Genomic DNA, 19912 nt, shown 5'->3' with positions numbered 1-19912 from the left:
AGCTTTAAATGAGAAGTTTAAAAAATTTTAAAAGATTAATAAATCAGCATTCCAAAATAATAATATATGGGGCAGGACAGGTTGCCAGAGAACTGTTTGAGTGGATGAAAAATGAGAAAATTAATTCCAAAGTCAGTTATTTTGCGGTGACTTATTTAGGAGACAACCCGACTCAAATAGATGATGTTCCGGTTCGGACTATAGATTCATTGGCAGAAAATAATACAGACGCCTTGGTTATAGTGGCAACTTTATTAAATGCCCAAAAAGAGATAGGTGATACCCTGCAGAGACTGGGGTTTCGGTCGTGCACTTATATTACTAGTAACTTAAGAAGAGAAATGTCATACTGCCGGATGGAATATTTTAACAGAAAAATATACTTGTGTGATACTTATTATCATGTTCTCATAGCGCTGACTATGATAGAAGTAAATAAGGAAGAAGCGGATTTGTTTTTTTCCAATGGATTAGAACGAGATTATGAACTGCAGGACAGAATTATAAAGTCCGCAATAGTAGATAATATTTTCAGACATGACAGAGGTAAGGTAAGGGAAGTATTATACAATTCCAAACTTAAGAGACTGCTGTTTGGTCGGAGACGTTTAATATATAATTTCGAAAAAATCACTACCGTTGACTTCTCCCGTTATAAGGGTGGAGTTTATATGTTTTTTGATGAAGGACAAATTGCCAGGTATATTCAGGCAAAACATATAAAATATACACTGTTGGAAGATTGCTATGATTTTATGAAAGTAGTCGTACCTATGAAATTTATGGACCGATTGGAACATACGCAAAGTTTTTGGGGAAAGATTGAAGCAAAATTAGGATTGGATTATGTTCCGCTGGGCCAATCAAAGTATTGTAAGAAGATTGAAGTAAATGATCTAAACGGAATAGCAATACCTCAAAGAAAAGTTACTGAGTATCCCAGAGAAAAATTGTTTGCAAAACTGACTGCCAGGCAAAAAGAAAAGATATTTAAGATATTTGTGGGTGAACAATTGGTGGAATCCTCATCTAACGAAAACACTCTTCTCATTTTGACCCAACCCCTATTTAAGGATAACTTTGTTCCGTCTTTGGAGACTCAGAAACAGATATATACGGATATAATTAAAGAGAATAAGAATAAATTTGATGTTATATATGTTAAGCCCCATCCCAGGGATGATTTTCCGTATGAGCAAATTGACTGCAATATACATGTAATAAATAAAAAAATACCGACTGAAGTATTTAATTTTATGAACAGAATCATGTTCAAAAAAGCGATTACAATCAGCTCAACAGCTATCTATAATATGAATTTTGTTGAAGAAAAAGAACTTCTGGGGTTGAATTATATTAGTCCTTATGTACCTGAATCTGAGCGTAAAAATCTGTCGATTGTACTGCCTTAATTGTTATATAAATTAATTTTGATATCATTGATATATTTTTAAATTATACGAGTTGTCATATCGGTTATTGGCTTCTGGTGGTAAATGGTATACTATTTTAATATTAAAACTGATATATTATCCCTCGATGTGTGTCAGTAACATATCGGGGGAACTTTTTATAATCATATTCCATTAATATGAGCTAGCAAATGGGATGTATATGATTGTAATAATTTTTGATATTATGTCGATAAATAAGATAGAAGAAAAATTCAGCAATATGCTTATAAAATATAATTAATAGCGAAATTATGCTATACTATATTATAACAAGTCAAAACTAATGAAGTTTCGTGATTTTATGTCATGAAAATTTTACAAGGCGGTAAATATATGATATCTGTATGTATTATAGTAAAAAATGAAGAAAAATTAATAGAAAAGTGCTTAAAACACCTTCTTCCTCTTGAATATGAAATAGTTGTCGTAGATACCGGTTCTACCGACAATACTAAAGCTGTGGCTGCCAAATATACCGATATGGTGTTTGATTATGAGTGGCAGCAGGATTTTGCAGCCGCAAGGAACTTTGCAATAAGTAAAGCAACCAATGATTATATACTTATGATTGACAGTGACGAGATTTTGCTATCTTATGACAGAAAAGAACTGGAGGAATTAATTAAGCTGTATCCTGACAGAATAGGCAGAATTGGTATTATCAGTGAGTATGTAAGGGGAAATGAAAAATATAAAGTGAAAAGTCAGGTAAGCAGACTTTTTTCTAAAAAATTATTTTGTTACCGGGGCAGTATCCATGAGCAGATAGTGCCTATAAATAACAATAACGGAGTGCCGGTTACATATAATGCCCCGCTTCTTGTTAATCACAGCGGTTATGACGGCGAACTGGAAGTAAGGCGGAAAAAAACAGAGAGAAATATTAATCTATTATTAAAAGAACTGAAAGATAAAGGCGACGACCCATATATACTTTATCAGTTGGGTAAATCATATTATATGCAAGAAGATTATCCGGCTGCTTGTGAAGCATTCTGGAAAGCATTATATTTTGATTTAGATCCGAAACTGGAATATGTTCAGGACATGGTCGAAAGTTACGGATATGCTCTCCTTAACTCCAATCAGTATGAAACTGCTCTGCAGCTTTTGGGAGTATATGATGAATTTGCAGTGAACGCCGATTTTGTATTTTTAATTGGGTTAATATATATGAATAATGCCATGTTTACCGAAGCAATAAGTGAATTTTTAAAAGCAGCAAAAATGACTGAATATAAAATGGAAGGGGTAAACAGCTACCTGGCATTTTTTAATATAGGTGTTATCCATGAATGTCTGGGAAATACAGAAAAAGCAATAAAATATTATAAGAAATGTGGAAATTATGAGAAGGCACAGGAGAGATTAAGAAACATAAGATAAAAGGCAGGTGACAGGATATGGTATTTACACTGATTTTTGCCGGCGGAACCGGATATGGCATAGGTCCAAGTCTAAAACCCAAGCAATTTTTGGAGGTTTATGGAAAACCGGTTATTATTTATACCTTGGAGCATTTTGAGAACCACAAAGACGTAGATGAAATTGTGGTGGTTTGTTTAGAGAGCCATATTAATGAGCTGAAAAGATTAACAGACAGATTCGGGATTACAAAGGTTTCAATGATAGTACCCGGGGGAAAAACAGGACATGATTCAATTTATAATGGCCTTAAGGCAATGAAAGAGAAAGCACAGGATGACGATATTGTACTTATCCATGATGGGGTAAGGCCTTTAATAACCGAAAAGCTTGTTACTGATAACATTGAAGCGGCAAAAAAATACGGTGCTGCAATTACTGTAGAACCGGCCAAGGAAAGCGTTGTTCAAAGTAAGGATCAGATAAACATATGTTATGTGCCTAACAGAAATAATATGTATATAGCTAAGGCACCACAGTCGTTTAGCTATAAGCTTATATATGAAGCATATGAAAAGGCGGCTAAGGAACAAAAAAGAACCGTAGACTCCGCACAGTTATGCAGCATATATAATATTCCTATGTATATGGTGGAAAGCACCAAGAATAATATAAAAATTTCCGTTCCCGAAGATTATTATATGTTCAGGGCATTGTATGAGGCGATGGAAAACCAGCAAATATTCGGTATTTAATACTACCGGTTACACCAAAATTTTAGATAAAGAGGGTAGATTACATTGACTACAGCACTTATATTAGCCGGAGGGACCGGAACAAGAATGAACAGCAGGGTCAAGCCAAAGCAGTTTATTGAAATCCACGGCAAACCCATACTTATATATACCCTGGAACATTTTGAGTATCACGAGGAAATCGATGATATCGTAATCGTCTGTCTTGAAGACTGGATTGAAAAATTGAAAATATACTTACATAGATTCGGAATAACCAAAGTATATGAAATAGTTCCCGGCGGTCCCACAGGCCATGATTCCATTTATAACGGTCTTGTTACTTTAAAGAAAAAAGCAAATCCTGATGATATCATTCTTATACATGATGGGGTAAGACCTTTAATAACGGGGGAACTTATTACTGAAAACATCAGGACCGTAAGGAAATCCGGAAATGCAGTTACAGTGGAAGTAATAAGGGAAAGCGTAATAAAAAGTACAGACGGTAAATTTGTATCGGATGTTCCTGCACTAAATCAGATGTTTGTGGCAAAAGCTCCGCAATCATTCTATTTTAAGGATATATCAGAGGTTTTTGAACAGGCAGAAAAAGACGGGTTTAAAGCAATAGACAGTGCACATCTTATGAACCACTATGGAAAAACTCTGCACATGGTAAAAAGCACAAAAAACAACATAAAGATTACGGAGCCTGCAGATTATTATATGTTCAGGGCTTTATGCCAGGCGGCTGAGAATCAGCAAATATTCGGTATTTAAAATTTACAGAGGGATAAAGATGCGAGTTCATATAAAAAATGAGTTAATTGAAATAATTAAAATGTTGTCAGAGGCAAATGACTTTATTCAGGACAATATTGAAACTAACATAACAGATCAAATTAAAGAACTATTGGTAAACTGCCAGCAGAGTGCTATTGAAGTCGGTGAGAAGATCGAATATTTTGAAGGAGAAGGCACCGTAGCCGTATCTATGCTGGAGGAATACTGTGAGCTGGTTTACAGGTTAAGCCTTACCCTTGATGACGTAAAAAAGGCCAGAAAATTAATAAAACTTTTAAGAAACCTCCTTCAAAGGATTATAAACAGTATCACATATGATATACCAGTTTCTAGAAAAGAAGTTGTTTTTTTCCCATATAAGGCGTCCATGTGGGACAGTATGGAAAGCGTATGGGAAGCAGCCTGCAAAGATCCGGACTGTGACGTATATGTTGTACCCCTTCCTTATTATGATAAAAAGACAGACGGGTCATTGAACAAGATGCATTATGAAGGAAATGAGTTTCCTGATTATGTACCGGTAACATCATGGGAAAAGTATGCTGTTTCTGAAAGGTGTCCTGACATAGCATATATTCACAATCCATATGACAATGCCAACAGGGTTACCAGTATCCATCCTGATTTTTATGCAAAAGAGTTAAAAAAATATGTCGGCCTGCTTGTTTATATTCCATATTTTATCACCCAAGGGGATGTCCCCACACATTTTTGCGTTTTACCGGGGACTTTATTTTCAGATAAAGTAATTGTTACAACCGAGAAAGAAAAGAATACTTATATCAATGAATTAAAGAAATTTGAAACGGAAAATAATTGCTCCGGTAAATTTGGAAATTTGGAAGAGAAGTTTTTGATATTAGGGTCTCCCAAAGTTGATAAGGTATTAAGTACCACAAGGGATAATGTAACAGTACCAAAAGAGTGGCACGATTTAATTATAAAACCGGACGGCAGCAGAAAAAAAGTAATTCTGTATAACACCACAATTCAGCCATTATTAAATCATAAAGAAGAATATTTGGACAAGATACAGGAGGTCCTTAACTTTTTTTATGAAAAACGGGACGAATATACACTTTTATGGAGACCTCATCCACTGATGGAGACTACTTTATCATCGATGTTGCCCGGTTTGTATGAAAGATATAAAAAAATTCTTGTGGAGTATAACAATAAAGCTTTTGGCATATATGACGAAACGGCAGATATACATAGGGCCATTGCTTTGTCCGATGCCTATTACGGTGACAAAGGCAGTGTGGCTGTACTATACAAAGAGACAGGAAAACCATGTATGATCCAGAATGTGAAGGTGAAATAGCCATGAATTATACCACTGAAAGAGAACAATTATGGAAACGGATTGAAGGGGCGGATAAATTTTATATTTATGGTGCCCAGATAGTAGCTTATGGTGTATATAAGGCAATAAGTGAGGTTTTAGGAAAGTATCCTAAAGCCTTTTTGGTAAGCTCTAAGGTCAATAATCCAACAGAGATTGATTCTATACCTGTTTCTTTAGTTAGCGGAGAAATAAATACCGATGCCTTAATCATAGTTGCAACACCGGAAATATATCATGATGAAATCAAAGAAATTCTTGAAAATTATAAACTGAATAATCTTCTCTTTGTTGATTCCCATGTGGAATATCTCATTATGAGCAAGTATTTTCAAAAGCTTGGGACTTTTAAATTATTGGAGGATTTGCCTTTTTATAAGTCTTCGGACGAACTACCAGGCGTTAAAATGTTTATGGCAAAACATCACAGGGATAAAAGATTAAAAGGGCAATATGATATTCCGTCATGGGTTATTCCGATACAGGTTGGGGCGTCATTGACGGATTTGCGTATAACTGAGCTTTTGGATAATACAGGAGACAATATTTCAAACAAGAACTATAAATATTCTGAATTAACAGCTATGTACTGGGCATGGAAAAATATCAGAGAAGAATATCTGGGCATATGCCATTACCGCAGGATCTTGCTTTTAGATACGGAAGATTTAATAAAAATAAAACAGAACAATATCAATGTGGTTTTGCCTTTGCCGTTTGTATGTTATCCTGATGCTTCAGGACAATATGGCCGTTATATATCGGCTGAAGATCAGGAAAAATTGATGGAGGTTTTAAAGGAAACTGATCCGGAATACTACAGGGCTGCCCTTAAGATATTAAAAGGACCATACCTTTATAATTATAATATGTTTCTTGCTGATTCAGAGACATTTAACGAATACTGCAACTGGATTTTTCCTGTTCTTAAAAGGGCAGAAGAATTGTGTGAGCCTTCAGGCCAGGAACGCACAGACAGATATTTAGGGTATTTTGCTGAAGTATTAACCGCACTGTATTTTCTTTATAATAAAAACAATTTAAAGATTGTTCACGGTGAAAAGAAATGGATGGTATGATATTGAAAATTGCATGCCATATCGGGAATTATAATGGAAATTATAGAAAATAATAAAGGAGTAGAGCAATATACAATGGAATTTGGTTGCTATGATGCTTATAAAGAAAACAATACTATATGGTTTTCTGCCGTAGATCATAACGGTTTATATAAAATGAGACTGGATAATAATGAAACGGTTAAAATTGCAGAGTTTCCTAATGAGGATAATATTTTTGAACTGCACAGGAAAGTTATTGTCTACAACAGAATATTGTTTTTTATACCATGCAGGGGCAGAGGAATAAGTACATATCATTTGGATAACGGAAAAATGGAATATTTTATTCCTGATGACAGAAACGAAATTCATGCATGTGATGCTTTTTTGGATGATGAAGTTTTATGGATACTTCCAAGAAATCTAAGCCAGCCCTTATATGAATTTAACATAGAGCAGGGGGTTTTTTATAAACATGATGAATGGAATAAAACCATACTTAAGCTGCCCGGTATAAGTGAGAAGCAAATATTAAGCTTAAAGTCTACCTGTTTTATCGATAAAACAATGATGACAGTAATTTCCGATACGCCATATGTAATAAAAACACATATAAAAGATGGGATCACGGATATTTACTATCTTTCGGATGAGATCAGATTAAGAGGCATAACTTATGATGAGGGGAATTATTGGTTAACACTTTCAAAAGGCGGATCGGTTTTATATGCAGATTTTATTAATAAAGAAGTAAAAATAATTGATTTGGATTTTACAGAGAAGGCTTCTTTTATGAATATAATAGTTGATGAGCAGAATCAGTCAATAATCGTACTGCCATGTAAAGATACGGATATCTACAGGTTTTATAAAAATAAAAATGAAGCATTTGTATATAAATCTGATTTTAAGCCCAATAAAAATAAGCTAAAATTATCATTATATATGGGATGGCTTAAGGATGAAAATGAGATATTGCTTTTGCCCAGTGCAAAGGATTATATTGAAAAATACAATTCAGCAAATGAATATAAAACAAGCTGTAACATAAGGGAATTAAAATGTAAAAGCAATTTTTACAATGAATTAGATTACCGTTCATTAAATAATTTTATTGACACAGTCAAATATTTTAATTCAATGGTAAAATGTAACGACAAAATGAATACTTACGGAAATCTGATCTGGGAAAAAACAAAAGATATAGCGGATATGTAACTAACCGGACCAAATACTATAAAAAAACAGAGGAAAAGCAATATGAAAAATATGAGTATTTTCACAGATTCCACAATCCTTATTACAGGTGCCACCGGTTTTATAGGCGGTTTGATAGCCGAAGAATTATTAGAGTTTAATTCCTTGTATAATGCCGGAATAAAGTTAATACTCCCGGTTAGAAATATTGAAAAAGCAAGTAAGAAATATCCTGCCGAAAACGATAAATATAGAGAAATAACTCTTTTAGAAACATCCTTAGAGGATATAAGGGCTGAAGAGGTGGACATGCCAATAGATTATATAATCCATTGTGCGTCGATCACCACATCTTCCGTTATGGTTTCAAATCCGGTAGAAGTGGCGGACGGCATAGTAGTGGGGACCAAAAATATTTTGGAGCTGGCACGGATAAAAAAAATAAAGTCTATGGTATACCTTTCATCCATGGAAGCATACGGGGTAATCGGCAGCGATTGTGGATTAGTCACCGAGAATATGCTGGGTGATGTGGATATCTTTTCTGCAAGAAGCTGTTATCCTTTAGGAAAAAGAATGGCAGAGCACTATTGTTATATTTATTACAAGCAATACGGGGTTCCGGTTAAAATAGCCCGGCTGGCCCAGGTTTTCGGATACGGGGTAGATAAAAACGATACCCGGGTTTTTGCACAGTTTGCGAGAGCTGTCATTAACAATGAGGATATCGTGCTTCATACCAAAGGTCAGTCCATAGGAAATTACTGCGAATCAAAAGATGCTATAAACGGTATTTTTACCATACTTGAAAGAGGGCAAAACGGAGAGGCTTATAATGTGGTAAATGAAGAAAATACTATGCGAATTTGCGATATGGCTAAGCTGGTGGCGGAAAAAATTGCCGGTGGAAAGATCCGTGTTATTTACGACATTAAGGATAATAGCAAACTTGGATATGCTAAGGATACTTTTTTAAGAATGTCTTCCGAGAAATTGCGTAAGCTAGGCTGGAAACCGACGAAAAATTTGGAGGACATGTATAACGATCTTATTGATTATTTGAAAAATCAGTAAAAATTATTTGAAAAATTAGTAAAAAAAGGTTTACTGGTTTTTTATTTTTGCCGATATTTATTATAGCAGACAATAAGATTAAGAACGGAGGATAAAAATGAGCAAAAGAATTATACGCATTGCGCAGGCAATGTTATGTTTGGGGTTTTTATTTATACTGGTTTCTTTTTCTAAACATAATATAGCTTTTGGTGCTTCTTCAATAACCATAAACACTGTTGACTATGAAGAAGAAAACATTATATTAAACAATAACGGTAACCAAAAAATATATTTTGCAACAGAAAACGATGCTGCAAGAAATGTATGGGATGTTATTCCTGTTGATAATGAATATACAACAACTATTGACTTTTCCTGGACTTCGCAGACAACAGAACAGGTAATTGTTATTAAGGGCGAAACAGGTACTCCAAAAAGAGTAACTTTAAGGCCGAGAGCAAAAAAACTTGCGGTTTCTATAAGTTATGACAAAATGGACAGCCTATCTAAGGGTGAGTCGATAGCCAGTTTGTTAAATATACAGTCTTCAGAAGGAACCGCGGCCAATCCTATAACATATTTGGATCTGGAATGGAAAAAGGGTGTTAACGGTTCGTGGAAAGAACTGAAAGATCTGACTGTTGAGCAACTGGAAAAGCTCCAGATAAAAGGTGCCGATTTGTATTTCAGAATCAGTGCCGTCAATGATGTAAGTACCGGTTCGAGAGAAGCGGACGGAACTATGGGAAGACGGGTAAGTAGCGAAGTCAGATTAAAAATTGCAAAGCAGACTACTCCTGCTTCAGTTACCGTTGACGGAGAAAAGTTTATTGCTCAGATAAAATACGGTAAGGAATATCGTGTAAATTACACAGGACAAACTACTACTCCAACTTGGGTTAAGGTTACGGACAAATCCGTCAAGGGATTGGCATTGAAAGATATAATCAAAAACGGCAGCAACGGTATCACACCTGATAAAAAATTCCCGGCTATGATTATTGAAGTTAGGGATTATGCTACAACCACTAAAGCTGCCTCAAAAATTACGGAAATTAAAATTAATGAGCAAAGAGTAATGGACGGTATTATCGTAGAAGGTAATCCTCCGGCAAATACTACTGAATCTGATCCGAATGTTTATATATCTTACAGTGGTTCTGCTGCGATAACTATCACTATACCTTCCGCATCGTCCAGCAACCCTTATCAATATTGCATCGTGAAACCCGGCGAAGAACTTGACCCTAGCAAGGTCACATGGTATTCAATAACAAAAGGTATCGAATATAAAGTTCTTTCAAGCAAAGCCACGGAAGGCAGCAATATATATATCAGAAAGAGAGAAATTAAACCGTCTGCCAAATCAACCGAGGTAAACCTGGCTTCTACCTGTCTGGTATATAATGTTAAATATCCTGCAGTGCCTATAATTGAAGCCAAGAGCTTTACATTTGTCAAAAATATCACGGAAGAAATTTCATTTGATATAATAATGAATACAAAAGGCAAGCTGCCGTTTGAAACTAAAATTAAATCAATTAAGTACGGCACAAAAGAAATTGACTTTACCTGCACACCCGCAGAAATAAATGCAACCGATCCGAACGTGATATATACAATGAAAGTTACCTTAAACACAAATGAATTAAATACAATGCCCACAAGCTACAGCAGGGCACTGACAATAACTTTCGGTAACGGTACAGTAGACAAGACATCAATAAAACTGGCAATTCAAAACCCGACTCCGGCATCTGCCTTATCGACCACTGTTAGCAAAGGCAAAACAACAGGAACCACCTCAATCAAAGTTATCAATACAGTAAAAACCGGACATGAACTTGTATATAAAATAACTGATACTTCCGTTACCGGAGTTCATACCGAAACCGTTATTAACGACGGTTTGAAATTTGAATCGGGTGCCGATATCACGGTTACTGCCGGTAAATACATTACTATATATGAAATTAATTCCTCTACCAAAAAGGTTACCAGATATAGTTGCATTCAGATTACTGCCAATCACATAAATCAGTAGGAATACTTTTGAGGTGACCATCTGTGACGGGTAAGATTAAAAATATTTTTGAAAGAAATATCTATCTTCTGGAGCAAGCAGACAAAGCAGTTTTTTATTTCCGCAAGCAAATGCATGACAGGGCTCTTGCAATAATTGCGGATTCGATAGGTATTCTTAAAAATACAATTGAAGATATTATTGCTGACAGAGATTATTTTAATACCGTATCGACTGATTCGGTATTGGAGATGTTAAGTGCCATATTGGATGCATATAAAAAAGGGAATTTTATCCTTCTTGCCGATTTGTTTGAAATGCAGATGGTCACCTTTTTATGCCGGATACAGGAATTGGTTATCGGCAAGGAGGAGATAGGTTTTAATGAAGAGTTATACTATGAAAATCTCAAAGCACTTAAGGATAATTGCATGGGTCTTGACGAAACACTTATAAATACGATAGACCCACAACCTCTTCTTAAAGAAGGTTATCGGGTTGAACTTACTTCATGTGGTTTAATGACACTGGTAGCAGAAAATAACGGGGCACAGTTTTACTTTCATACCAACGGCAGGGTACAGGCGGAAGCTTTTATTTTGGCAAGTCACTGGTATAAAGAAAAAATAAAAGAATATATTTTATACGGGCTTGGTTTTGGGTATCATATTAAAGAGTTGATATCTCTTTCCGAAAATGCAGACATAACCGTATATGAAGGAGATTTGAATGTAATTATGCTTGCCTGTGCCTTTGCAAAAATAAAAGACATACTTGAGTGCAAGAGAGTAAAACTGATTTATGATCCTAAATTTTCAAAATTAAAAAGGAGGATCAGGAATTTATCAGACAGGGAGGCACTCTGTGTTCATTATCCGTCTTATCAGAACATCAGAAACGCTGAAGGCAGGATGATTTTAGAAAGCTATGTTTCCTGGTCCCAATCCATATGAAATCAGCGGATACCTATTTTGGGTATCGGAAGGAGGGGTTGATATGATTTATATCCTTATTGCTTTGGTAATATTTTTGCTTGACTGGAATATTAAAAATTATATTGAAAAAAATTTTAATGCCGGTGAAAAGAAAGAATTATTAAAGGGCAAAATAACTGTTCTAAAGCAATATAACCAGGGCTTCAGTTTCAGTATTCTCAAAGACAAAGCAAAGTACGTAAAAAATATATCGGCCTTTGTTTTTGGTATTTTGTTGCTTGTTTATCTTATAGTTTTACCTCAAAAAAATAAGACATTAAAAAAGATCGGGATGTCACTTTGTTTAGGAGGAGCGGCAAGCAATGTGACAGATCGCATTAAAAGAGGTTATGTGATTGATTATTTCAGCATTAATGTAAAACCAATTAAAAATTTAGTATTCAATCTGGCGGATATATTTATTTTTATCGGTTGTTTTATTACCATGCTGTCGTCCAAACCCGGTAATAGTGAAAAATGTTCAGTTACGGAAAATGATGGTTTACCCGAATTATAAGACTAAAGATATGCAGTTACCTTAAAGGTACTGCATTTTTTATATAGGGAGATTATTTATAGATTAAAAGCTTAATCATACGGCAAAACACAGTTTGGTCACAGAATTTTAAGAACAATTTTATTGATTTATAATGTTACAATAAGTATAATGAGATATATTACTTATGTAATTTGTCAGTAATATAATATAAAATAATACGGTAAATATTTCCTGTTAAGTGTTATTGCTTGGCAAGGATTTTATAATAATTGATGATTTTGTAGATGGAGGATTTGATGGATAACAGGAACGACAAGCAGAATAAAAATAATTTTCCAAATAAATCTGCTCTTATTATTACATTGATAGCTGCTTTATTTATTTGGTATATGTTTTCTTTTATACAAAACCAAATAAAAGAAAGCACAAACAAGGAAGTATCCTATCCGGAATTTATAGAAATGCTCGAAAACGGTGAGCTTGATGCGGTAGTTTTCGACGGAGATAAGATTGTATTTACTCCGAAAGTTCAGCCCTATCCGGGAATTAATATGACTTATTTTACGGGCAGGATGGATGATGACAGCCTGGCTGACAAGTTGTATAAAGCCCGGCAGGATTACGGTACGGATTATTGGAAAAAAGTACCTGACAATAGAAATACCATATTTGAAACTATAATATCCATGGTACTGCCATTTGTTTTGATTTATGTTGTTATGTGGTTTTTGTTTAAAACCATATCGAAAAACAGCGGAGGCGTCATGGGATTCGGAAAGGCCAACGCCAAAGTGTATGTTGAAAAATCTACCGGTGTTACTTTTAAAGACGTGGCCGGTCAGGAAGAGGCAAAGGAATCCCTTAAGGAAATCGTGGATTTCCTGCACAATCCCGCAAAATATACCCGTATAGGTGCAAAACTTCCCAAAGGTGCGCTGCTTGTGGGACCTCCGGGAACCGGTAAGACCCTGCTTGCAAAGGCCGTAGCCGGTGAAGCTAAGGTACCTTTTTTCTCACTGTCAGGCTCTGACTTTGTGGAAATGTTTGTCGGTGTGGGTGCATCGAGAGTAAGAGACTTGTTCAGACAGGCGCAGCAGCATGCTCCTTGTATTATATTTATTGACGAGATAGATGCTATCGGTAAAAGCAGGGACAGCCACTATGGCGGCGGAAACGATGAAAGAGAGCAAACCTTAAACCAGCTGCTTGCCAACATGGATGGATTTGACTCTTCCAAAGGCCTGGTGGTACTTGGTGCCACTAACAGGCCGGAAGTGCTTGATAAAGCCCTTCTTCGTCCGGGCAGATTCGACCGCCGGATTATAGTTGATAAGCCGGATTTAAAAGGAAGAGTGGATATCCTGAAAGTTCATGCAAAGAACGTACTTATGCACGATTCCGTTGACCTGGAAGCCATAGCAAGAGCAACCAGCGGTGCCGTCGGTTCGGATTTGGCCAATATTATTAACGAGGCAGCCATACTGGCGGTAAAAAACGGACGCACTGTTGTTACCCAGGACGATTTGCTTGAATCGGTAGAAATAGTTATAGCGGGTAAGGAGAAGAAGGACAGAATACTCAGTAAGGAAGAAAAGAGAATTGTTGCTTACCATGAGGTTGGCCATGCGCTTATAACAGCTCTTGAAAAACATGCTGAACCTGTGCAAAAAATTACGATTGTTCCGAGGACCATGGGATCATTGGGCTATGTAATGCAGGTTCCTGAGGAAGAAAAATACCTTATGAGCAAAGATGAACTGCTGACCAGAATTACCACCTTATTTGGAGGCAGAGCTGCCGAAGAACTGGTATTTAACTCAATTACAACCGGAGCATCCAATGATATAGAAAAAGCTACGGCACTTGCAAGAGCAATGGTCACCCAGTACGGAATGAGCGAAAAGTTCGGCCTTATGGGCCTGGAATCGATAGAAAACAGATATCTTGACGGAAGGCCGGTCTTAAACTGCAGTGATGAAACAGCCGGTGATATAGACAAAGAAGTAATGAAAATTTTAAACGGTTGTTATGAAAGAGCCAAAAAGTTACTGGCCGAAAACAGGGATGTTCTTGATAAAATTGCGGAATATTTAATCAGCAAGGAAACCATTACCGGCGAAGAGTTTATGAAAATATTTAATGAAGTAAAAGGAATAGAAACAAACAATAAAGAAACCGAGCCGGAAAAAGATTTTAATATTGCTGAAAGTAAGGCTGATTTAGCAGAAACAACCCAAACTTATGACCTAAAGGATGGAAATACCCAAATAGATGAATCCGATAAGAAGGGCGATTTCTAACGAAATAAAGAGCTTAAAACTTATCAATAAAAAACGTGATAAGCCGTTATAAAATTTAATATCGAATAAATTATAACAGGTCTGTCTTTTATAAAGGCGGACCTTGTTTGTTGTGGTAAGATATATAATAATCGTTAATTGTATCGGTTGCATTTATCTTATATCTTATATAAAATAAAGACAACAGGAGAGTGTATAATCAATGTTTAATATAGAAGAAGAGTTAAAACTTCTTCCCGACAAACCGGGAGTATATATTATGAAAGATAAATATGATAATATTATTTATGTGGGGAAAGCGGTTGTTTTAAAAAACAGGGTACGGCAATATTTTCAAAACAGCAGGAATCATACGCCTAAGATCAGGCATATGGTAGAAAATATTGACCATTTTGAATATATAGTTACGGATTCCGAAGTGGAAGCCTTGGTATTGGAATGTAACCTGATTAAAGAACATAGGCCTAAATACAATACTATGCTTAAGGATGACAAGACCTATCCTTATATCTGCGTAACGGTTTCGGAAAGCTACCCAAGGGTATTTCTTTCGAGGCAGATAAAGAGGGATAAGTCTAAATATTTCGGGCCCTATACCAGTGTTGCGGCAGTAAAGGATATTCTGGATCTTTTGAGAAAAATATATAAAATAAGAACCTGCAACAGAGTTTTGCCAAGAGATATAGGAAAAGAGAGGCCTTGTCTGTATTATTATTTGGGCCAGTGTGATGCCCCCTGCCAGGGCTTTATATCGGTGGAGGAATACAAAAAGAATATAGAGCAGGTTATCCAGTTTCTTTCGGGAAACTATGAACCTGTGCTAAAAATGCTGAAAGAGAAAATGAACGAGGCAGCTTCTAATATGGAATATGAGAAGGCTGCCATGATGAGGGATCTTTTGGGAAGCGTAAGGCAGATTATGGACAAGCAGAAAATTACCTATACAGATCTCGGTGACAGGGATATCATTGCATTTGCCAGAAATAAAGATGAGGCTGTCGTACAGACTTTCTTTATACGGGGCGGCAAACTTATAGGCAGGGACCATTTTTACCTTACGGGAGTGGAAGATGAAACCGACAGCGGTGTGATTACCAGCTTTATAAAACAGTTCTATGCCGGAACTCCTTATATACCTAGAGAAATTTTTCTGGAGACGGAACCTGAAGACGAGGAAGTCCTTTGCGAGTGGCTCAGCAAAAAAAGAGGGCAAAAAGTACATTTGCGGGTACCGAAAAAGGGAGAAAAAGAAAAACTTGTTGAGCTTGCAAAGAAAAATGCCATGCTCATTTTAAATAAAGATGCCGAAAAATTAAAAAGGGAAGAGGCAAGAACAACCGGTGCATTAAAAGAACTGGCTGAGTACCTTGATTTGCCTGAAATAGTCAGGATAGAATCCTATGATATTTCCAATACGGCGGGATTTGAACCTGTAGGTTCCATGGTAGTATTTGAAAACGGCAAAGCCAAAAAGTCCGATTACAGAAAATTTAAAATTAAATCGGTCCGGGGGCCCGACGATTATGCTTCCATGTATGAAATGCTGATAAGAAGATTTACCCATGGCATGAGGGAAATGGAAGAAATCAAAGAAAAAAATTTGGATGAAAATCTTGGAAGCTTCACCAAATATCCGGACCTGATTTTGATGGACGGTGGCAAAGGCCAGGTTAATGTGGCTTTGCGGGTATTGGATGAACTTAACCTTGACATACCCGTATGCGGTATGGTAAAGGACGATAATCACAGAACCAGAGGCTTATATTATAATAACCGGGAGCTTCCCATAGACAAAAACAGCGAATTATTTAGGCTTATTACGAGAATTCAGGATGAAACCCACAGGTTTGCCATAGAATATCACAGAAGCCTAAGGAAAAAAAGACAGGTCCATTCGGTATTGGACGATATTAAAGGTATCGGGCCCGCCAGAAGAAAAGCTCTTATGAGGCATTTCGGATCACTGGAAGCTATTCAGAATGCGGATATTGAGGAACTTATGAAAGTACCTTCAATGAATAAGGCGGCAGCAACCGAAGTATATAATTTCTTTCATAAAATAGATACTCCATAATGATTTACACGGTAACGAATATTATGTTAGAATGTTTGAAGGATTGAAATAAAGTATTTTATAAAAGTATAATATTTTACAGCATTAAATAAAAACGAAAGCGAGGATGATGCGGTGTATACGGTTGATTTGGTTCAGCTTATAGAAAAGATGAACTTGGAGAATTTAACTCCGGATATTGATATTAAAAGGATTAAGATAACCCAACCGGATGTGAACAGGCCTGCTTTACAGCTGGCGGGCTTTTTTGACCATTTTGATTCGGAGCGGGTTCAGGTGATCGGTTATGTGGAACATGCCTATATGCAGACACTTGCAGAAGAGAAAAGGCTTGAGATTGTCAGCAGGCTTTTGGACTATAAGGTGCCCTGTATTGTGTTTTGCAGGAATCTTGAGGTAAGCGATAAATTTATAAAGCTTGCTACCGAGAAAGAAGTTCCCATATTAAGATCATCTAAGACCACATCCTCGTTTATGGCGGAAGTTATAAGATGGCTCAATGTAGAGCTGGCACCCAGAATAACTATTCACGGTGTTTTGGTGGATGTTTACGGAGAAGGTATTCTTATTATGGGTGAAAGCGGCATAGGCAAAAGTGAAGCAGCTCTTGAGCTGATTAAGCGCGGGCACAGGCTTGTGGCTGATGACGTAGTTGAAATTAAGAAAGTCAGCGACGAAACTTTAATCGGAACCGCTACCGAGATAACCAGACATTTTATTGAACTTCGTGGCATAGGAATAGTTGATGTAAAGACTTTGTTCGGTGTGGAAAGTGTTAAAAACACCCAGGCTATAGATCTGGTTATTAAACTGGAAGAATGGAACAAGGACAAGGAATATGACAGAATGGGTCTGGAAGAGCAGTATATTGAATTTTTGGGCAATAAGGTGGTATGTCATTCCATACCAATCAGGCCCGGAAGAAACCTGGCAATAATTTGTGAAACTGCAGCGGTAAACCACAGGCAGAAAAAAATGGGTTATAACGCTGCCCAGGAAATATATAAGCGGGTTACGCACAAGATACAGAAGAATTCGCAAAAACGGGTTATGTAATATTTATTTTTTCAAATATTATTAACTTTCGGAGGAAAATATGGAACAGTATTGTTTTGGTGTGGACGTAGGGGGAACAGGCATAAAGGTAGGCCTGTTTGATGCATCAGGCAATTTAGTGGACAAGTGGGCTTTCGATACAAGAAAAACCGATGATGCTAAAGACATTTTTAAAGATATCGCGGACTTTATTAACTTTAAAATAAAGGAAATGAAATTAAATAAAGACCAAATTCTCGGAATCGGAGTGGGAGTTCCGGGGCCCGTAAGAGAAAACGGGTACATTCCCAATTTTGCAAATCTGGGTAAGGCTGATTTTAATATTATAGAGGAATTGCATAGGCTTACCGGAATTACGGTAAGAACAGCCAATGACGCTAACGTAGCCGCCCTGGGTGAACAGTGGAAAGGAAGCGGCAAAGGCTTTCAGAGCATGGTTATGGTAACTTTGGGAACCGGAGTCGGAGGCGGAGTTATAATTAACGGAAAGATTTTAGCCGGAAGCTTCGGAGCAGCAGGAGAAATCGGCCATATACTTGTAAATCCGGATGAAAGCCGGCTTTGTGGCTGCGGCAAATGCGGCTGTGTAGAGCAATACGCGTCGGCTACAGGAATTGTCAGATTGGCAAAAGACTTTCTTAAAAACTGGGATAAAAGTACGAACCTTTCCGAAACTGAGGAAATATCAGCTAAGTTGGTATTTGACCTGGCAAAAGAGGGAGATGAGCTGGCTTTGAAAGTTGTGGATGAAGCCTGCAGGTATTTAGGTATAGCTTTAGCCCAGGTGGCTCAGGTTGTGGACCCAGAAGCCTTTGTTATAGGAGGCGGTGTTTCTAAGGCGGGAGATATTCTAATTGAACATACAAAAAAGCACTATGTACCTAACGTTATGAAAGCATTAAAGGACAGGGAGTTTTTACTGGCTTCCCTGGGAAATGATGCGGGAATTTACGGTTGTGCCAGATTAATTTTGTCATAAAATTATTACGGTTGAATAAAGATTAGAAGTATTGTATGATGACAGTGGAGGTAGTCTTGGATAAATTATTCGCAGACGAATTAAATAATATATTAAAAAATGATCAAATTAAATATAAGGAACCTATGTCACGGCATACTTCTCTGCATATCGGAGGAGAAGCCGACTATATGGTCCTGCCGTCTTCTGTTGAGCAAATCAGGCAGGTAATCCTGTTATGTAAAAAACATAGTATGCCATATTATGTTATGGGAAACGGAAGTAATCTCCTGGTATCCGACTTGGGTTATCGCGGTTTAATACTTAAACTGGGCGAAAATTTTTCGGAGATTACAATTGAAGAAGACGGAATTGTAAAAGCCCAGGCAGGGGTACTTTTGTCAAAGCTTTCCCATGCTATAGCTGAAAATTCATTAACCGGATTTGAATTTGCGGCAGGTATTCCGGGAACGCTTGGCGGAGCGGTGACAATGAATGCTGGAGCTTACGGAGGAGAAATGAAGCAATGTCTTATTTCTGCTACCGTTATCGACTCACAGGGTGAAATCCGGGTACTTGACAATGAAGATTTAAAATTAGGATACAGAAGCAGTATTTTACAAAACAGCGATCTGTGTGTATTAGACGCCACCATGAAATTTTCCAAAGGCGATAAGCAGGAGATTAAGGACAAAATCAGAGAGCTTAACTATTTACGTCAGTTAAAACAGCCTTTGGATCAATACAGTGCCGGAAGTACCTTTAAACGGCCGGAAGGATATTTTGCCGGAAAACTTATTTGCGATGCCGGACTGAAAGGTTTTCAGATAGGCGGAGCCGCGGTTTCCGAAAAACATTGCGGATTTTTGATTAACAAAGACAATGCAACCGCCAGGGATTTCATGGCTTTAATTAAAGAGGTTATCAGGGTTGTTGAAGAAAAATTCGGAGTGCGCCTTGAACCAGAAGTGAAATTCCTGGGTGAATTTATAGACTAAAGGAAGGCAGT

General features: G+C 36.8%; 16 protein-coding genes. All 16 read left to right on the top strand.

The genetic code is table 11. The annotated features are described in order from the left end of the window. The first annotated feature begins 8 nt into the window (after positions 1-8). The 16 genes from HHT355_RS09900 to murB all read left to right on the top strand — a co-directional run bounded on the left by HHT355_RS09900 (position 9) and on the right by murB (position 19901). Complete coding sequence (locus HHT355_RS09900) at positions 9-1412, top strand: glycosyltransferase family 52 (RefSeq protein WP_103203288.1); 1404 nt, start codon at positions 9-11, stop codon at positions 1410-1412. A gap of 375 nt (positions 1413-1787) precedes the next feature. Further along, positions 1788-2840: a tetratricopeptide repeat-containing glycosyltransferase family 2 protein gene (locus tag HHT355_RS09895; RefSeq protein WP_103203287.1), complete on the top strand. Its 1053-nt coding sequence runs from the start codon at positions 1788-1790 to the stop codon at positions 2838-2840. Positions 2841-2857: 17 nt separating this feature from the next. Continuing rightward, the gene (locus HHT355_RS09890) at positions 2858-3574 is read left to right on the top strand and encodes an IspD/TarI family cytidylyltransferase (RefSeq protein WP_103203286.1); all 717 of its coding nucleotides are present in this window, start codon (positions 2858-2860) and stop codon (positions 3572-3574) included. A 45-nt stretch (positions 3575-3619) separates the two neighbouring features. Beyond that, the gene (locus HHT355_RS09885) at positions 3620-4336 is read left to right on the top strand and encodes an IspD/TarI family cytidylyltransferase (RefSeq protein ID WP_103203285.1); all 717 of its coding nucleotides are present in this window, start codon (positions 3620-3622) and stop codon (positions 4334-4336) included. Positions 4337-4355: 19 nt separating this feature from the next. Next, a complete protein-coding gene (locus HHT355_RS09880) occupies positions 4356-5684 on the top strand; it encodes a hypothetical protein (RefSeq protein WP_103203284.1) in 1329 nt (442 codons plus the stop codon). Beyond that, positions 5654-6784, top strand: coding sequence for a DUF4422 domain-containing protein (locus HHT355_RS09875; protein WP_103203283.1), 1131 nt, complete (start codon positions 5654-5656; stop codon positions 6782-6784). Before HHT355_RS09880 ends, HHT355_RS09875 begins: the two co-directional genes overlap by 31 nt. Positions 6785-6817: 33 nt before the next feature. Beyond that, positions 6818-7984, top strand: a complete 1167-nt coding sequence (locus tag HHT355_RS09870) for a hypothetical protein (protein WP_103203282.1) — start codon at positions 6818-6820, stop codon at positions 7982-7984. A gap of 42 nt (positions 7985-8026) precedes the next feature. After that, positions 8027-9037 carry an NAD-dependent epimerase/dehydratase family protein gene (locus tag HHT355_RS09865; protein ID WP_103203281.1) on the top strand — a complete coding sequence of 337 codons (1011 nt, stop codon included), beginning with the start codon at positions 8027-8029 and terminating at the stop codon, positions 9035-9037. A 97-nt stretch (positions 9038-9134) separates the two neighbouring features. Next, positions 9135-11063, top strand: coding sequence for a hypothetical protein (locus tag HHT355_RS09860; protein ID WP_103203280.1), 1929 nt, complete (start codon positions 9135-9137; stop codon positions 11061-11063). Positions 11064-11086: 23 nt separating this feature from the next. Further along, positions 11087-11995 carry a hypothetical protein gene (locus tag HHT355_RS09855; protein ID WP_103203279.1) on the top strand — a complete coding sequence of 303 codons (909 nt, stop codon included), beginning with the start codon at positions 11087-11089 and terminating at the stop codon, positions 11993-11995. Positions 11996-12038: 43 nt separating this feature from the next. Continuing rightward, on the top strand, positions 12039-12533 hold the full coding sequence (gene lspA / locus HHT355_RS09850; RefSeq protein WP_158245952.1) for a signal peptidase II: 495 nt from the start codon (positions 12039-12041) through the stop codon (positions 12531-12533). A gap of 278 nt (positions 12534-12811) precedes the next feature. Further along, a complete protein-coding gene (ftsH, locus tag HHT355_RS09845) occupies positions 12812-14815 on the top strand; it encodes an ATP-dependent zinc metalloprotease FtsH (protein WP_103203277.1) in 2004 nt (667 codons plus the stop codon). Positions 14816-15017: 202 nt separating this feature from the next. Next, on the top strand, positions 15018-16889 hold the full coding sequence (gene uvrC, locus HHT355_RS09840; RefSeq protein ID WP_103203276.1) for an excinuclease ABC subunit UvrC: 1872 nt from the start codon (positions 15018-15020) through the stop codon (positions 16887-16889). Between the two features lie 150 nt (positions 16890-17039). Next, complete coding sequence (gene hprK, locus HHT355_RS09835) at positions 17040-17945, top strand: HPr(Ser) kinase/phosphatase (protein WP_408609719.1); 906 nt, start codon at positions 17040-17042, stop codon at positions 17943-17945. A gap of 40 nt (positions 17946-17985) precedes the next feature. Further along, on the top strand, positions 17986-18924 hold the full coding sequence (locus HHT355_RS09830) for an ROK family glucokinase (protein ID WP_103203274.1): 939 nt from the start codon (positions 17986-17988) through the stop codon (positions 18922-18924). A gap of 56 nt (positions 18925-18980) precedes the next feature. Further along, positions 18981-19901, top strand: coding sequence for a UDP-N-acetylmuramate dehydrogenase (gene murB / locus HHT355_RS09825; RefSeq protein WP_242967655.1), 921 nt, complete (start codon positions 18981-18983; stop codon positions 19899-19901). The last annotated feature ends 11 nt before the right edge of the window (positions 19902-19912 follow it).

It is taken from the genome of Herbinix hemicellulosilytica (genome assembly GCF_002904165.1).
GTDB lineage: Bacteria > Bacillota > Clostridia > Lachnospirales > Lachnospiraceae > Mobilitalea > Mobilitalea hemicellulosilytica.
Note: the sequence above shows the minus strand (reverse complement) of the source record. Positions and strands in the feature narration are given on the sequence as shown.

What these genes read in the sequence shown, in the direction of transcription:
- HHT355_RS09900 (WP_103203288.1), top strand. Translation starts at nt 9, where the DNA reads ATGAGAAGTTTAAAAAATTTTAAAAGATTAATAAATCAGCATTCCAAA.
- HHT355_RS09895 (WP_103203287.1), top strand. Translation starts at nt 1,788, where the DNA reads ATGATATCTGTATGTATTATAGTAAAAAATGAAGAAAAATTAATAGAA.
- HHT355_RS09890 (WP_103203286.1), top strand. Translation starts at nt 2,858, where the DNA reads ATGGTATTTACACTGATTTTTGCCGGCGGAACCGGATATGGCATAGGT.
- HHT355_RS09880 (WP_103203284.1), top strand. Translation starts at nt 4,356, where the DNA reads ATGCGAGTTCATATAAAAAATGAGTTAATTGAAATAATTAAAATGTTG.
- HHT355_RS09875 (WP_103203283.1), top strand. Translation starts at nt 5,654, where the DNA reads ATGTATGATCCAGAATGTGAAGGTGAAATAGCCATGAATTATACCACT.
- HHT355_RS09870 (WP_103203282.1), top strand. Translation starts at nt 6,818, where the DNA reads ATGGAAATTATAGAAAATAATAAAGGAGTAGAGCAATATACAATGGAA.
- HHT355_RS09865 (WP_103203281.1), top strand. Translation starts at nt 8,027, where the DNA reads ATGAAAAATATGAGTATTTTCACAGATTCCACAATCCTTATTACAGGT.
- HHT355_RS09860 (WP_103203280.1), top strand. Translation starts at nt 9,135, where the DNA reads ATGAGCAAAAGAATTATACGCATTGCGCAGGCAATGTTATGTTTGGGG.
- lspA (WP_158245952.1), top strand. Translation starts at nt 12,039, where the DNA reads ATGATTTATATCCTTATTGCTTTGGTAATATTTTTGCTTGACTGGAAT.
- ftsH (WP_103203277.1), top strand. Translation starts at nt 12,812, where the DNA reads ATGGATAACAGGAACGACAAGCAGAATAAAAATAATTTTCCAAATAAA.
- uvrC (WP_103203276.1), top strand. Translation starts at nt 15,018, where the DNA reads ATGTTTAATATAGAAGAAGAGTTAAAACTTCTTCCCGACAAACCGGGA.
- hprK (WP_408609719.1), top strand. Translation starts at nt 17,040, where the DNA reads ATGAACTTGGAGAATTTAACTCCGGATATTGATATTAAAAGGATTAAG.
- HHT355_RS09830 (WP_103203274.1), top strand. Translation starts at nt 17,986, where the DNA reads ATGGAACAGTATTGTTTTGGTGTGGACGTAGGGGGAACAGGCATAAAG.